This is a genomic window from Duganella radicis, assembly GCF_009720825.1.
GTDB classification, from domain to species: domain Bacteria; phylum Pseudomonadota; class Gammaproteobacteria; order Burkholderiales; family Burkholderiaceae_D; genus Rugamonas; species Rugamonas radicis.
This window is the reverse complement of sequence record NZ_WNKY01000006.1, coordinates 87,691-103,308: the sequence shown is the minus strand read 5'-3', so window position 1 is coordinate 103,308 and position 15,618 is coordinate 87,691. Positions and strand designations below refer to the sequence as shown.

The window sequence follows — 15,618 nt, the reverse complement described above, 5'->3', positions numbered from 1 at the left end:
CATAAAAAGGAGAACGACATGACGATGTATCGGAATTCGCGGACGCTGCTGGCGGCGGCCGCCGGCCTGCCGCTGGCCAGCCAAAGCCAAGGCGCGGCATTTGAACTCAAGGAGCGGAGCGCCAAGGCACAAGGCCGCGCCTACGCCGGCTCGATCAGCACGCCGGGAGACGCCAGCGCGATCGCGGACAATCCCGCCGCGATGCGCGGCCTGGACGGCCGGGTGTTCCAGGCCGACGTGACGGCCATCGATTACTCGGTGAAATTCAGCGGCGATGGCGCGGACGCGCTTGGCCGGCCGCTGGCGGGCGGCAACGGCGACGACGCGGGCGCGACCAAGGCGGTGCCCGCGCTGTATCTGCACCTGCCGCTCAACGAGCGCACCCACCTGGGACTGTCCGTGACCGCGCCGTTCGGCTTCAAGACGGAATACGATGCGCAATGGAAGGGGCGCTATCACGGCCAGCGGACCGAGCTGAAGGCGATCAATCTCGGCGCCGCCCTGTCGTATGACGTCAGCGACGCGTGGTCGCTGGGCGGCTCGCTGTTTGTCGAACACGCGCAGGCCAAGCTGTCGAGCGCGATCGACTTTGGCGCGATCCTGGCTGCGGCGCGCGTGCCGGGCTTTGCCCCGGCCAGCGCAGACGGGCGCATCGCCATCGACGGCAGCGACAACGCCGTCGGCTTCACCATCGGCGCCCTGTACAGCCCCGCCAGGCAAACCCATATCGGCCTGGCGTACCGCTCGGCGGTGAAGCATACGCTGGGCGACGTCCCGGTGGCATTCGAGGTGCCGCAGGGGCCGAAAGCCATCCTGGCGGCGGTGCGGCCGGGCTGGTTTACAGACACGACCGCCGCCACCGAATTGTGCATGCCGTCGTCGCTGACACTCAGCGTGTCGCACCAGATCGATGAACGCTGGTCGGTCATGGCGAGCGTGAGCCGTACCCAATGGAGCAAGTTCCGCGACGTTGTCCTCGACTTCCGCTCGGCGCAGCCGGACCAGGCCATTGCGTTCGACTACCGCAACACCTCCTTTGCCGCGCTGGGGACGGAATACCGGGTCGACGACAGCCTGACCCTGCGCACCGGCGCGGCCTACGATCAGACGCCGGTCACCGGCGGCGCCCGCGATGTCCGGGTGCCCGACGTCAACCGCAAGTGGCTGGCGCTGGGCGCGACCTGGCAGGCCAGCCGCAACCTGGAATACAGCGTGGGCTACACCCATCTGTTCCTTGACGAGCCCGGCGTGAGCCTGCGCTCCCCGACCGGCAGCACCCTGCACGGCACTTACGACCTCGCCAGCAATATTCTCGCCATGTCGCTGGCCTATCGGTTCTAGGTCTCAACGCGAGACGGGAATGCTTCGGCACGCCGAAGCTGATCACGATTGAAAGGTCAGGCGTTTTTGCCTGGCGCCTGACCTGGCGTGACAATGTGTGCGTTTCTTCGCGCCACAAACTGATACCCTTGCGCTGATTTTGACCAAATGAAAAGGTTGTCATGCGCAAATCAATCTCGTCGGGCGTGATCTTGCTGGGACTGGCCGGCTGCGGTGGTGGTGGTGGTGGCAGTGGCACCGGCGTGACCGCCCCGCCCACGCCCGCCGCCCCCACCTACACCGTGGCCGGCAGCATCACGGGGCTCAAGAGCGGCGGCATGACGCTGTCGTCGGGCTCGGACAAGCTCGCCATCCCGGCCGCCGCCACGGCCTTTATCTTGCCAACCGCCCTGACCGCCGGCACGGCCTACAATGTGCGCATCAGCGACCAGCCGCCGCGCTTCACCCAGCAATGCGCGGTGGCCAACGGCAGCGGCACCATCGGCGGCGCCAACGTCACCAATATCGCCATCAGCTGCGCCAACCAGATCGCGCTGGTCAGCACGCTGGCCGGCAACAACAACCCCACCAAGCTGCCCGGCGAACCGGCGGCGATCTTCAACGAGCCGCAGGGACTGGCGGTCGATGCCGCCGGCAATGTGTTTGTCGCCGACCGCAAGTATGGCCGCATCGCCATGGTCACGCCGGCCGGGGCGGTGAGCACCTTTGTCGGCGCCACGCCCGGCCAAGCCGCCACCGAGGCCGAACTGGCGTTCGGCTACGCCGACGACATCGCGCGCGACCAGGCCGGCAATTTTTACGTGGTCGGCAAGCACATGGTGCGCAAGATCAGCAAGGACGGCGTGGTGACCACGCTGGCCGGCGCCGACGAGATCGGCTTTGCCGACGGCGCCGGCAGCCAGGCGCGTTTCAATACGCCGCTGGGCATCGCGGTCGACAGCGCCGGCAACGTGTATGTGGCCGACACGCTCAATCTGCGCATCCGCAAGATCACCCCGGCGGGCGTGGTGAGCACCATCGCCGGCAGCGGCGCGCGCGGCGCCAGCGATGGCGCGGCCGCGCAGGCCAGCTTCAACAATCCTTACGGCCTGGCGGTCGACAAGGCCGGCAATGTGTTTGTGGCGGACACGCTGAATGACCTGATCCGCAAGGTGGCGCCGGACGGCAGCGTCACCACCTTCGCCGGCCATATCGGCGACACCGATGCCGGCGACGGCGCAGGCATCAAGGCCACGCTGAAACAACCGGCCGGCATCGCGCTCGACGGCGATGGCAATCTGTATGTGACGGAAATGGGTGGCAAGGTGCGCACCATTACGCCTTCCGGCTATGTGTCGACCATCGCCGGCCAGTATGGCCTGAACGGTTTCGGCACCACGGACGGGGTCGGCAGCGTGGCGACCTTCCGCACGCCGCGCGGCATCGCGCTGGACGCGGCCGGCAATCTTTACGTCAGCGATACCGCCACCGGGCGGGTGCGCAAGATCGTCCAGCAATAATCGCCGGGGCCGCCCCGCAAGCCGAAGCCGGATCGCGGGGCGGAGGGTCGCTTAACGCGAGACGGGCAGCGCCAGGCGGCGCATGGCGGCACGGCTGGCCGACAGGGCCGGAACCGGCGCCACCACCAGGCGCGCGTCCCCGATGAAGAACAGCGTCGCGCCATCCGGGCTGATGGCACCCAGCGCGCGCGTGTCGCATTCATAGGCGTCGATGTTGCAGGTCGGGTAGTCCTTCAGATCGAACGAACCCAGCAGCGGCAGGTTGGTGCTGGTCACCATGCGCGTGCTGCTGTCGAAGACGTACACGCGCGGCATGACGGTCGAACCCAGGTACAGGCCGGCGCTGCTGTACGCCAGCACATACAGGCGCTTGCCATCCGGCGAGAACACCGGCGTGCGGCCGAAGTAGTTCGCATCCGGGAGGGCGACTTTGCCGATGATGTTGAAGTCGCGGTCCCACACGGTGTAAGTACCTTCGGCAAAACGCTCGCCGCGCAGGCTCTGGGCTGCTTCGTACCAGAAGGTCAGGCCGCCCGGAGCCGGCTTGGCGGCGCTGTCGGTGCCGTCCAGCGACACCATCGGCGGCTGCGGGCTGTAGCTGGCCGACTGCACGATGTTGAGGTGCGAGCCGTCGCCGGACGCCACCGCCCAGCCAAAGGCATAGCTGCCGCCGATATTGCCGAAGCTGCGGCTGGCCAGATCGAAGTAGGCCATGCCGCCGGCGCCAGCCACGCCGGAACCGCCGGCAAACAGCACCTTGCCGTCATTGCGCACGGCAAGGCGCGGCAAGGCGTTCAGGGTATCGCCGGACACGTAACCGGCTTTATAGCTGCCCTGGCTGGCCAAAGTGGCTGGATCGAACAACTGGATCTGGCCGCTGGTGACGGTCACGATCAGGCTCTTGCCGTCAGGCGCGATGGCGACCGCGTCGGCGTCCGGCACCGGGACGCTGCTGACGTCCCAGCTGGCGCCGTTTTTCTGGAAGCGCATCAGTGAGCTCAGCGTCTTGTTGATGGTGTACACCGCCTGGCGCTCGGGATCGAACACCATGCCGCCCTTGCGGCCCTGGGTGTCGATGGCGGCGTAGGCCATGGCCGGCTGCGCCAGCGCCTTCAGGGTCGCCGCGCCCACAGGCGCGCCAAGGGTGTTGGCGATGGCGAAGGTGGCGTCGCCGGTGGCGGCCGGCAGGCTCACCTCCAGCTGGGTGTCATTGACGCGCACCACCTTGGCCGGGACGGCGCCGCTCACCTGCAAGGCCTTGCTGACATCGGCCAGCGCATCGAAGCCGCTGCCGCGCACGATGTAGTTGCCGGCCTCGCCCGGCAGGCGGGTATGCGGGCTGACGAAGTTCAGCTCGGCCAGCTTCTTGTCCAGCGTGACGGTGAAGGTGGTCGGATCGGCTTTGCCGCTGGCCACGCTCAGGCTGATGGCGGCGGTGTGGGTGCGGCCGTTGGCCAGCTTCAGCATTTCGGCGACGTTGACCGAAATGCCGAGCTTGTCGGTGCGCAGCGCGCCGCTGCCGCGCGACAGGGTCAGCCAGCTGGCGTTGCTGCTGGCCTGCCAGGTTTGCACCGGCAGGTTGGGGATGTCGATGCTGATCTGTCCGCTCAGGCCGGCCGCGGTGCTGGCGGCGTTGACGCTGAAGCTGGAACTGCCGCTGACGCTCCAGTCCGGCGCCAGCACATTCAGGCTGACCGGTAAGCTGACTGGCAGCACGTCGGGGCCGCCGTTCAGCACCAGGCTGGCCGCGTAGTTGCCGGGACGCAGGCCGACCGCCGAGGCGACCAGGTTCAGCGCGCCCGCGGCGTCGACGTTCACGCTCAGCCAGCCGCTGCCGCTGTCGTAGACCACGGCGCTGCTCAGCCCAGTGGCCCAGGCCGGCAGCGTCACCTTCATTTGCTGGGCGGTGCTGGCGTAGCCGGCCGGGGCGGTGAAGCCCAGGCTGGCGCGCTCGGGTGTGATGCTGTTCACCGAAGCCGGATTATTGCCGACGTTGTAGGTCACCGGCACGGTGACCTGGCGATTGGCCGCGCTGACCGTTACCAGCGCGGAGTACACGCCAGGCGCCTTGCCGGCCGCGGTGAGCGTCATGCCACTGGCAGTCACGCCCGAGATGTTCAGCCAGGTGGCGGTGGTGGTGGCGGTAAAACTGGTGGCGCCGGCTGGCAGCTGCACCACCAGCTTGGCCGAGGCGGTGACACCAGCCAGCGCGGTCAGGCCGACGCTGCCCGGCGTCACCTTCAAACCTTTATTGATGCTGACGGTGTAGGTCACGTCCACCGGCGAACCCTTGAAGTGCTGGGCGCACTGGGTATCGGCGCACATCGACAGCCGCAGGGTGCCGCTGTACTCGCCCGCCGCCAGTTGCAGCTTGGGGTAGACGGAGAATTGGGCGCTGGTGCAGCTGATGAAACTATTTGAAGTTTCTATTTTTCTTGACGTTGGCGGCCTATCGGCCTATATTAAACCCATAGGTTAATTAATCGATTGGTGAAATGATGCAGGACCAGCTCAGCCGGACTTTTTCCGCCCTTGCCGACCCCACCCGCCGCGCCATGCTGGCGCGGCTGTCGAGCGGCGAGGCCAATGTGTCCGATCTGGCCCAGCCCTTCCTCGGCGAGATGAGCCTGCCCGCCGTGACCAAGCACCTGCAAGTGCTGGAAAAGGCCGGGCTGATCACCAAGACCCGCAACGCCCAATGGCGCTCGTGCAAGCTCAATGGCGACGGCCTCAAGGACGCTGCCCACTGGATGGAGCAGTACCGCGTGTTCTGGGAAGAGAGTTTCGACCGTCTCGATGCCTATCTGAAAACCGTCACCGCCCAAAAACCGCCAACAGGAGATGAAAATGACTGAGTTCAACGCCCCGAATGAAATCCGCATCGTCCGCCTTTACGACGCGCCGCTACAGGCGGTGTGGGATGCCTGGACCGATCCGGCCCAGGTGGCGCAATGGTGGGGCCCGCGCGGCTTCACCATCACCACCCACAGCAAGGACCTGCGCGCGGGCGGCCACTGGCGCTACACCATGCACGGCCCGGACGGCACCGACTGGCCCAACAACACGAAGTACCTCGAAGTCGAACCGCTGCGCAAACTGGTCTACGACCACGGCGGCAACGATGAGCAGGCGCCGCTGTTCCGCGTGACGGTGACGTTCGAGGACCTCGGCGGCAAGACGCAGATGGACATGCGCATGGCGCTGGCCAGCGCCGAGGCGGCCGCGCAGACGCGCCAGTTCATCAAGCAGGCCGGCGGCGATTCGACCTGGGACCGCCTGGCCGAATACCTGGGCAAGCGCTGCGCCGACCAGGACCGGTTTGTCATCAGCCGCAGTTTCGAGGCGTCGCGCGCGCTGGTGTTCGCGATGTGGACCCAGCCCGAACATCTGGCGCGCTGGCTGCCGCCCACCGGCATGGAGATGCGCCTGCTGCGCGCCGACATCCGCACCGGCGGCGGCACGCTGTACTGCATGAGCGGCAACGGCCTGACCATGTACGGCCGCGCCCATTACGAGGAGGTGCGCGCGCCGGACCGGCTGGTCTACACCCAGCAGTTCTGCGACGAGCAGGAGCGGATCGCCCGCCACCCGCTGGCGCCGGTGTGGCCGGAAACCATGCGCACCACGGTGGACTTCACGGCCGAGGGCCCGCAGCGCACGCGGGTGACGGTGACGTGGGAAATCGACGGCCCGGCCACGGCCGAGGAACGCGCGGTGTTCCTCGCCGCGCGCGCCGGCATGACGCAGGGCTGGACCGGTTCGTTCGATAAACTGGAGGCGGCGCTGGCGCCGGAGAGCGGCCAGCGGTGAGCCAGAGTCCGCTGCTATTGCGGCGCCTGCTGCGCGCCAAGGACAAGATGGACGCGGCGCCGCACGAGGCGTGGCCGGTGCAACGGCTGGCCGAGGTCAGCGCGGTGTCGCCGGCCTATTTCGCGCGCGAGTTCAAGCGGGCCTTCGGCCTGCCGCCGCACCGCTATCTGCTGACGCGCCGCATCGAGCGCGCCAGCGCGCTGCTGCGCGATACCGATCTGCCCGTCACCGAGATCGCGCTGCAAACCGGCTGGACCAGCCTGGGCACCTTCGGCCGCATTTTCCGCGACATCACCGGCGCCAGCCCGGGCGAGCTGCGCGCGCACGAACGCGCGCAGCCGCACGCCGGCGCCGGGATCCCGGAATGCGTGACGCGCCACGCCGAACGGCCCGATCTCAATATCGCAGTTTTGGAGAAGCGGCGCCGCCAGGACGGCGGCACACTGTAGCTCCCAAACCAAGGAGGTGATATGACGCAATCTGTAAATGTAGCCGGCCTGTATGTGCGCGACCAGGACGAGGCGCTGGCCTTTTATGTCGACCAGCTGGGCTTCGTGGTCCATACCGATGTGCGCAACGGCGATTACCGCTGGCTGACGGTGCAGGCGGCCGACCAGCCGTCGTTTCAGCTGGGCCTGTTCAAGCCCGGGCCGCCGCTGCACGACGCCGCCACCGCGCAAACCCTGAACCAGATGGTGGCCAAGGGCGCCATGCCGGCGCTGGTGCTGCACGTGGACGACTGCCGCGCCGCCTGGGAGCGCCTGCGCAAGAACGGCGTCGAGTTCACGCAGGAACCGGTGGCGCGCTACGGCACGGTGGATGCCGGCTTCCGCGATCCGTCCGGCAATGGCTGGAAGATGGTGCAGCGCTAAGGCGGTCCGCCAACGAAAACACCCCGCCGCAGCGGGGTGCCGGCTTTACGCCAAGGGGGTTCAGGATTGGCGGCGGCGCAGGGCCGCGCCCATCAGACCCAGGCCGGCCAGCAGCATGCCGTAGGTGGCAGGCTCCGGCACCGCGCTGGTCATGTACAGGCCGCCGTTGGACAGCGAGCTGAAGCTGGTGTCGATGGCGTAGATGCCGGTGTTGCCGGCATCGAACAGGTAGAAGGCGGTGCTGTTGGCCACGTGATCGTCGGAGCCGCCGCCGATGTGCAGGCCGATGATGGTCATGCCGTACAGCGCGGTGGTGAAGGTCAGGGTGCTGCCGGACTTGCTGGCCAGCTCGATGGCGTGGCCGTCCGACACCAGGCCCAGGATGCCCAGCTGGGTGGCGGCGTCGCCGTCGGCCGAACCCTTGATGTGGTTCTTGTCGATGAAGCCGGCGCAGGCGGTGACGGTGACGCTGGTCAGGTCGCTGAAGGTGCAGGGCGCCGGATCGGCCGGGGCCGCAAACGCCGAGGCCGCGATCAGGGCGGTGGCGAGGATGGCTGCTTGAGTAGTCTGTCGTACGAACGCTTTCATTTTTTATTCCCCTCATATTGTGTGTGCGTGTCACTGGCAATTATTTGCTCAGTAAGGATGATCCTAGCACCAACAATAGTTTCCAGATTCAAAAAATGAATTTCATTTTTATATCAGTTATTGTCATTCCGATAGGGGTTTTGTATGAACTCAACAGGAATTTTCAAAGAGAAATAAACGCTTACCTGACGCCCCTCGCCAGCGGTGCTGGCGGGGCGGCGGGCGGGGCTGCGAAAACGGCTTCCCCTTCCCCCGCGGTAATGTTGCCGCAGCTACCTGTCGGGGAAAAGCCACAGGGCGCGCGACCTGTTCCCGCCATGCGGCAATTCATCGGCGCCGCCGGCGGCCTGTCGCATGGCGTACGCACGGGGATGCAAAGTTGCTATGATGACCTTTCCCTTTCACCACCATGAGGTCAACATGATCCGCTACGCCCTGCCTGCCCTGCTGCTTGCCAGTGTTTTGCCGTGCTACGCCCAGTCCCCCGCCACCGATGTGCCGCTGATCGAGCGCGCCCGCATCTTCGGCAATCCCAGCAAGACCGGCGCCAAGCTCAGCCCGGACGGCAAGTGGCTGTCGTGGATCGCCCCGCGCGACGGCGTGCTGAATGTGTGGGTGGCGCCGGCCGGCGACCTGGCCAAGGCGCGGCCGCTGACCGATGAAAAGACGCGGCCGCTGCGCGGCAGTTTCTGGTCGCCCGATTCGCGCCATGTGCTGTTCATCCAGGACAAGGGCGGCGATGAAAACTTCCTGCTGTACGGCGTCGAGGTGGCCAGCGGCAAGCAGACCAATTACACGCCGTTTGAAAAAACCCGCGCCGCCGTGCTGCACATCAGCAGCAAGATCAAGGACCGCATTCTGGTCGGCCTCAACAACCGCGACCCGCGCTGGCACGATGTCTACAGCCTGGAGCTGGCGACCGGCAAGCTGACGCTGGTGCAAAAGAACGAGGGCTACGGCGGCTTCCTGGCGGACGACCAGCTCAAGCTGCGCATCGCCGAGAAGCCGCGCAGCGACGGCGGCACCAGCTATTTCCGCATCAGCGATGGCAAGATCGAGAGCACGCCGCTGGCCGAGGTCGGCCTCGACGATTCGCAGACCACCGCGCCGGCCGCCTTCACGGTGGACGGCGGCACGCTGTACTGGATCGATTCGCGCAACCGCAACACCGCCGCGCTGGTGGCGCAGGATGTGGCCAGCGGCAAGACCACGGTGCTGGCCGAGGATGGCCGCACCGACATCAGCAACGGCCTGTTCGATCCGCGCACCGGCCGCGTGCAGGCCTACAGCGTCGATTATCTCAAGCAGGAGTACATTCCGCTGTCCGACGATCTGAAGGCCGACCTGGCGTTCCTGAAGCAAAACACCAAGGGCAAGTTCAGCGTGACCTCGCGCACCGAGGCCGACGACAAGTGGCTGGTGGCGGTCGATCCGGTCACGGCGCCGGCCTCGACCTGGCTGTATGAGCGCAAGGCCAAAAAACTGACGCAGCTGTTCGTCAGCCGGCCGGAGCTGGAGGGGGCGCCGCTGGTGGCCATGCATCCGCAGGAGATCAAGGCGCGCGACGGCCTGACGCTGGTGTCTTACCTGACCCTGCCGAAGTCGGTGGACGCCGCCGGCAGCGGCAAGGCCAGCAAGCCGGCGCCGCTGGTGCTGCTGGTGCACGGCGGCCCGTGGGCGCGCGACGGCTATGGCTACAACGGCTATCACCAGTGGCTGGCCAACCGCGGCTACGCGGTGCTGTCGGTGAATTACCGCGGCTCGACCGGCTTCGGCAAGAACTTCATCTCGGCCGGCGACCTGCAATGGGGCCGCAAGATGCATGACGACTTGCTCGACGCGGTGGACTGGGCGGTCAAACAGGGCGTGACCACCGCCGACCAGGTGGCCATCATGGGCGGCTCCTACGGCGGCTACGCGGCGCTGGCCGGGGTGGCGTTCACGCCGACCACCTTTGCCTGCGGGGTCGACATCGTCGGCCCGTCCAATCTGTTCACGCTGCTGCAAACCATCCCGCCGTACTGGGAGGCCGGCAAGCAGCAGTTCTACAAGCGCATGGGCGATCCGACCACCGAGGCCGGCCAGGCGCTGCTGAAGGAGCGCTCGCCGCTCAATTACGCCGCCAATATCCAGCGGCCGCTGCTGATCGGCCAGGGTGCCAACGATCCGCGCGTCAATGTGCGCGAGTCGGAGCAGATTGTCGACGCGATGGCGGCCAAGCATATCCCGGTCACCTATGTGGTGTTCCCGGACGAGGGCCACGGCTTCGCGCGGCCGGTCAACAACATCGCCTTCAACGCGGTGACGGAAAACTTCCTGGCCCAGTGCCTCAAGGGCCGCGCCGAGCCGATCGGCGGCGCGCTGAAAGCCTCGACCGCCCAGGTCAAGCACGGCGCCGAGTTCGCGCCCGGCCTGGCCGAGGCCCTGCAGTAAGCCGGTTGGCCGGGCTCAGCCCCGGCCCTGCCCGGCGCGCGCCAGCGAGGCGCGCAGGGTCATGGTGACCGGGTAGTTGCGGGTCACCGGGCGTTGCAGGTGGTAGCAGCGGTTGAGCAGGTCGCTGACGCCGTTCTGGGTCATTTCGCGCCACGGCATGTGCACCGTGGTCAGGCGCGGCGCGGAGAATTCGGCGCTGGGTGTGTCGTCGTAGCCGATCACCGAGATTTCGTGCGGCACGCGGATGCCGGCTTCCTGGAAGTAGGACAAGGCGCCGGCCGCCATCTCATCGTTGGCGCAGAACATGGCGGTGCAGCGCCGCCCCGATTCCACCAGTTCCTTGGCGGCCGACCAGCCGCCGGCCGGCGAGAAGTCTTTTTCCACCATCCACATGGCGCCGGTGTCGACCCCGGCCGCCGCCAGTTCCTGCTTGAAGGCGGCCACCCGCACCACGTTGTCGGGCAGGCTGGCCGGGCCCGACACCAGGGCGATGGCGCGGTGGCCGTGGTCCAGCAGGGCGCGCGCGGCGATCTTGCCGCCCAGGGTGTGGTCGACCGTGAAGCATTGCGCGGCGATGCTGTCGAAGTGATGGTTGAGCACCACCATCGGCGTCGGCCGCGGGCCCAGCGCGTGGATGTCTTCCTCCAGCAGCACGTTGGTCATCAGGATCAGGCCGTCGCAGCCGCGCTCGACCAGGAAGGCCATGCCTTCGATGGCTTGCTGGCGCGCGCCGCCCAGGCCGGCGCCGAAGGCCACCACCATGTGCAGGCCGGCCGCGCGCAGTTCGGTGTCGATGATTTGCAGGATGGGGGTGTAGAAGGTCCCGCTCAGCACCGGGATGTAGACGCCGATCATTTTGCTATGGCCCGACAACAGGGTGCGCGCCGCGTGCGAGGGGCGGAAGCCCAGTTGGTCGATGGCGGCGCGCACCTTGGCCAGGGTGGCCGGCGATACCGAGCCCTTGCCGCTGACCACGCGCGATGCCGTGCCCAGTCCCACGCCCGCCAGCCGGGCCACGTCTTTAATGGTCGCCACGTTGTTTCTTCACGTAAGTCATGATGTTGAGGAAAGTATCGGTCCAGTATAACTGACGGTGTGCCGCCAGATAGCGGACCAGCTCCTCGTGGGCCTGGGCGCTGGTGCTCAGGTAGTCGCCGCCGACGCCGTGGAAGGTGAAGTTGACCATGCTGCCCTGCGCGGCCGCCTGCTGGACGATGGCGATCAGTTGCGCCCCGCTCAGGCCTTGCGGCGCGGCCACGCCCACCGCGTACGGATCGAGCGCGGCCATCGACGGGGTCACGGCCGCGCCGCTCACCTTGATGGCGACGAAGCTGTCGCGCAGGCCCGGCAGGTAACTGGCGCCGGCCGCCAGGGTGTCGCCGCAGGGCACGGTGTAAGTGCGCTCACTGCGGCCGTCGATGGCGGCCAGCATGGTGTTGCCGAGCAGGACCTGGTCCTGCATCTGCGCCGCGCTGGTGGTGTCGAGGTCGCGCTGCGGCTGCACCCAGTCGTGGCCGGGCGCGCTGCGCGAGCACTGGTGGAACAGGCTGTGGTTGCCCAACTCATGGCCATTGGCGGCGGCGCGGCGCCAGGCGTCCAGCCGGCGCCCGACCGCCGGATTCGACAGCTGCAAGTAGAAGCTGCCCTTGAGGCCGTATTGGTCGAGGGCGGGGATGGCCACGTCCAGCTGCGAGTCGAGCGCGTCGTCATAGGTCAGGCTGACGGCGGCACGGGCGCCGTGCGGCCAGGGAAAATCGGCGGCGGCGGCCAGGGCCGGCGCCAGCAGCCATGCGGCCAGGGTCAGGCGGGTGCGGAAGCTCATCCAGTGGCCTCGTGATGGAAACGTTCCCAGATGATCGCATCCCCCTCCCCGCATGTCAACAATTGGAAACGTTGCCAATTAGCCTCACTTGGGCAGGTTTACCGCTCCGCCGCCGCGTTGCGAATTGACTTTGATTTTTGAGGAATGCTATATTCACCACATTATTGGAAAGCTTTCCAAGCATTTTCCAAACAGTAGGGCAAGTCGGAGTTGTTCATAAAAACCAGGAGATAACATGCATTATCCTAAGGCACGACAAACACTAATGAGTCTGGCGGTAGCCAGCGCCTGCGCAGCGGCAGCCCTCCCCGCCGCCGCCCAGGACAGCCAGGTCAAAGCGGCTGAAGACACCGCGGTACAAAGCGTGGTCGTTACCGGCCTGCGCGCGTCGCTGTTCTCGTCGATGAATCTGAAGCGCAATTCGGACGGTATCGTCGACGGCATCGTGGCCGAGGATATCGGCAAGTTCCCGGACACCAACCTGGCCGAATCGCTGCAACGCATTTCCGGCGTGTCGATCGACCGCTCGATCGGCGAAGGCTCGAAGATCACCGTGCGCGGCGTCGGTCCCGACTTCAACCTGGTGCTGCTGAACGGCCGCCAGATGCCGACCTCCAATCTCGGCGACCTGAACGGCCGCGCGTTCGACTTCGCCAACCTGGCGTCGGAAGCGATCTCGCAGTTGCAGGTGTATAAGACCAGCCGCGCCGAGAACGCCACCGGCGGCATCGGCGCCACCGTCAACGTGCTGACCGCGCGCCCGTTCGACCGTCCGGGCCTGCACGCCAGCGTCGGCGCCAAGGGCGTGTACGACACCTCGAACAACAATCTGCCGGGCGACGTCAAGGCCAGCAGCTCGGGCACGCCCGAGGTGTCGGGCCTGTACAGCGACACCTTCGCCAACAACACCTTTGGCGTGGCGCTGACCGGCAGCTACCAGGAACGCAACCTGGGCTACAACACCGCCGCCGTCGCCAACGGCTGGAAAGGCCCGTGGCTGGGCAACGCCGGCCCGCTGCCGGCCAGCGGCGCCACCAACCGTCCGGGGCCGACCGACCTGTACTCGCTGCCGCAAAACCTCAATTACAACTTCAACGGCGTCAAGCGCCAGCGCACCAACGCCCAGCTGACCTTGCAGTACAAGCCGGTCGAGACGCTGACCACCACGCTCGACTACACCTATTCGGAGAACAAGATCCAGACCAGGCGCAACGACGTCTCGGCCTGGTTCAACTTTGGCGACTCGACCAGCGCGTGGACCGGCGGCTCGCCGCGCAGCCCGCTGAGCTACACCGAGATCCTGCCGGCCGGTAACAGCGACATCGCCATGGGCGCGGCCGACTTCGCCACCAAGACGCAGAACAAGTCGCTTGGCTTCAACGCCGTGTGGAAGCCGTCCAGCACGCTGCGCTTCGAGCTCGACACCCACCACTCGACCGCCACCTCGGGCGCCGACAGCCCGTTCGGCTCCAGCAACACGTTGGCCACCGCCAGCTTCAGCCGCGGCAACACCACGGTGGACTTCAGCAAGGACTTCCCGGTGCTGAGCATCCAGGGCGCCGACTTCGTCAGCGACGCCAAGCGCCAGCAGGTGACCGGCTCGGTGTTCACCAACGCCTATATGCGCGGCGAAGTGGACCAGCACCAGGTCAAGGGCGCGTGGAAGGTGCTGGACGCGTCCGAGCTGAAGTTCGGCCTCAACTACACCAAGGTCGACAACCGCTCGGCCTTCTCCAACAACCAGCGCGACACCTGGGGTGGCGCCACCAAGCCGTCCGATTACCCGAGCAGCGTGTGGCACCAGGAGAGCGTGCGTCCGTACTTCGACAAGATCGATGGCAGCGGCAGCCCGGCGCTGTTCAACCAGTTCTACACCTTTAACTTCGACCAGGTGCGCCAGCTGGTGGCCAAGGCTTCCGGCCTGCCGGAGATGTACCTGCCGAAAAATACCTTCGACAACGACGCCCGCACCGGCGAGAAATCCAAGGCCGCCTTCCTGCAATTCAACACCGACTGGGACACGGCGCTGCCGATCCGCACCGCCGTCGGCGTGCGCTACGAGAAGACCGACGTGGTGTCGACCGCGCTGGTGCCGTCGGCCAAGGCCATCAACTGGGGTTCGCAGAACGAGTTCCCGATCGAGTTCGGGGCGCCGACCTTCACCACCCTGACCGGTTCCTACCACCACCTGCTGCCCAGCTTTGACTCCGACATCGAGCTGACGCCGGAGCAGAAGGTGCGCTTCAGCCTGGGCGAAACCATCGGCCGCCCGCGCTACGACCAGATCCAGGGCGGCCAGACGCTGGACCGCCTGGTGCGGGTCGACGGCGGCACCGGTTCGCAGGGCAATCCGGCGCTGAAGCCGGTCAAGTCGAAGAACCTGGACCTGTCGTACGAGTGGTACTACGGCAAGCAGAACTTCATCTCGCTGGGCTACTTCCGCAAGAACCTGGAGAACTACGCCGGCCAGACCCAGATCGACGCCACGCCATTCAATCTGCACACGCCGGTGGGCGGCGCGTTCTGGAACGAGGCGCTGGCCAATGGCTGCGCCAAGGCCGACACCACCTGCATCCGCAACTTCATCCTGCGCAAGTACAACGGCGGCAATGGCGTGACCATGACCGGCACCGACGCCAACGGCAACGCCACCGGTTCCATCGTCGGCCAGCCCAACGATCCGGTGGCGCATTTCCGCATCACCTCCTTCTCCAACCAGAAGAAGGCCAGCCTGGACGGGCTGGAGGTGAACTTGCAGCATATGTTCGGCGAAAGCGGCTTCGGCGTGTCGACCAACTACACCTATGTGAACTCGGGCCTCAAGTACGACGACAACAAGGTGGGCGAGCAGTTCGCGCTGGTCGGCCTGTCGAACTCGGCCAACCTGGTCGGCATCTACGAGGACAAGAAGTTCAACGCGCGGGTGGCCTACAACTGGCGCGGCAAGTTCCTGTCCTCGACCTTCGACGGCGGCGGGCCGAACCCGCAGTACGTGGAGGCCTATGGCCAGGTCGACGTCAGCCTCGGCTATCAGTACAACGACAAGCTGAGCTTCCAGCTGGAGGCGATCAACCTGACCGACGAAATCCAGCGCGTGCACAGCCGCACCAAACAGCAGCTGGAGTCGGTGACGCAAGCCGGTCCGCGTTACATGATCGGCATGCGTTACAAGTTCTGATGTTGTAAAAAATCCACGATTTATCCACGACCAGGCCGCTGCTCCGTCAGCGGCCTTTTTTCGGTTAAACTCCCT

13 protein-coding genes are annotated in these 15,618 nt (G+C 66.4%); 9 read left to right on the top strand and 4 right to left on the bottom strand.

Going from position 1 to position 15,618, the window contains the following annotated elements:
* Positions 1-18 precede the first annotated feature (18 nt).
* Together GM676_RS08465 and GM676_RS08460 are read left to right on the top strand one after the other, a co-directional pair.
* On the top strand, positions 19-1,341 hold the full coding sequence (locus GM676_RS08465) for an outer membrane protein transport protein (RefSeq protein WP_155463087.1): 1,323 nt from the start codon (positions 19-21) through the stop codon (positions 1,339-1,341).
* Between the two features lie 161 nt (positions 1,342-1,502).
* Positions 1,503-2,840, top strand: a complete 1,338-nt coding sequence (locus tag GM676_RS08460) for an NHL repeat-containing protein (RefSeq protein ID WP_155463086.1) — start codon at positions 1,503-1,505, stop codon at positions 2,838-2,840.
* A gap of 51 nt (positions 2,841-2,891) precedes the next feature.
* Here the strand turns inward: GM676_RS08460 and GM676_RS08455 are convergent, their stop codons facing one another.
* A complete protein-coding gene (locus GM676_RS08455; protein ID WP_155463085.1) occupies positions 2,892-5,165 on the bottom strand; it encodes a PD40 domain-containing protein in 2,274 nt (757 codons plus the stop codon).
* A 170-nt stretch (positions 5,166-5,335) separates the two neighbouring features.
* On the opposite strand from GM676_RS08455, the gene GM676_RS08450 reads away from it, so the two are divergent.
* The 4 genes from GM676_RS08450 to GM676_RS08435 are packed head-to-tail and all read left to right on the top strand — an operon-like array spanning position 5,336 to position 7,522.
* A complete protein-coding gene (locus GM676_RS08450) occupies positions 5,336-5,695 on the top strand; it encodes an ArsR/SmtB family transcription factor (RefSeq protein WP_211923189.1) in 360 nt (119 codons plus the stop codon).
* Entirely contained in the window at positions 5,688-6,650 is a 963-nt protein-coding gene (locus GM676_RS08445; protein WP_155463084.1) for an SRPBCC family protein, read from the top strand. Before GM676_RS08450 ends, GM676_RS08445 begins: the two co-directional genes overlap by 8 nt.
* Positions 6,647-7,099: a helix-turn-helix transcriptional regulator gene (locus GM676_RS08440; RefSeq protein ID WP_371866156.1), complete on the top strand. Its 453-nt coding sequence runs from the start codon at positions 6,647-6,649 to the stop codon at positions 7,097-7,099. The genes GM676_RS08445 and GM676_RS08440 overlap by 4 nt, the downstream gene beginning before the upstream one ends.
* 21 nt (positions 7,100-7,120) lie before the next feature.
* A complete protein-coding gene (locus GM676_RS08435; RefSeq protein WP_155463083.1) occupies positions 7,121-7,522 on the top strand; it encodes a VOC family protein in 402 nt (133 codons plus the stop codon).
* Between the two features lie 60 nt (positions 7,523-7,582).
* On the opposite strand, the gene GM676_RS31790 is transcribed toward GM676_RS08435, so the two are convergent.
* Positions 7,583-8,110 carry a PEPxxWA-CTERM sorting domain-containing protein gene (locus tag GM676_RS31790; RefSeq protein WP_211923188.1) on the bottom strand — a complete coding sequence of 176 codons (528 nt, stop codon included), beginning with the start codon at positions 8,108-8,110 and terminating at the stop codon, positions 7,583-7,585.
* Positions 8,111-8,154: 44 nt separating this feature from the next.
* On the opposite strand from GM676_RS31790, the gene GM676_RS08425 reads away from it, so the two are divergent.
* Both GM676_RS08425 and GM676_RS08420 read left to right on the top strand, forming a co-directional pair.
* Positions 8,155-8,523, top strand: a complete 369-nt coding sequence (locus GM676_RS08425; protein ID WP_155463082.1) for a hypothetical protein — start codon at positions 8,155-8,157, stop codon at positions 8,521-8,523.
* Complete coding sequence (locus tag GM676_RS08420; RefSeq protein WP_229262593.1) at positions 8,495-10,543, top strand: S9 family peptidase; 2,049 nt, start codon at positions 8,495-8,497, stop codon at positions 10,541-10,543. The genes GM676_RS08425 and GM676_RS08420 overlap by 29 nt, the downstream gene beginning before the upstream one ends.
* Positions 10,544-10,558: 15 nt before the next feature.
* Here the strand turns inward: GM676_RS08420 and GM676_RS08415 are convergent, their stop codons facing one another.
* On the bottom strand, positions 10,559-11,578 hold the full coding sequence (locus tag GM676_RS08415) for a LacI family DNA-binding transcriptional regulator (protein ID WP_371866155.1): 1,020 nt from the start codon (positions 11,576-11,578) through the stop codon (positions 10,559-10,561).
* Positions 11,565-12,365: a polysaccharide deacetylase family protein gene (locus GM676_RS08410; RefSeq protein WP_155463080.1), complete on the bottom strand. Its 801-nt coding sequence runs from the start codon at positions 12,363-12,365 to the stop codon at positions 11,565-11,567. Before GM676_RS08410 ends, GM676_RS08415 begins: the two co-directional genes overlap by 14 nt.
* A 265-nt stretch (positions 12,366-12,630) precedes the next feature.
* Between GM676_RS08410 and GM676_RS08405 the strand changes: the two genes are divergently transcribed.
* The gene (locus GM676_RS08405; RefSeq protein ID WP_229262592.1) at positions 12,631-15,543 is read left to right on the top strand and encodes a TonB-dependent receptor; all 2,913 of its coding nucleotides are present in this window, start codon (positions 12,631-12,633) and stop codon (positions 15,541-15,543) included.
* The last annotated feature ends 75 nt before the right edge of the window (positions 15,544-15,618 follow it).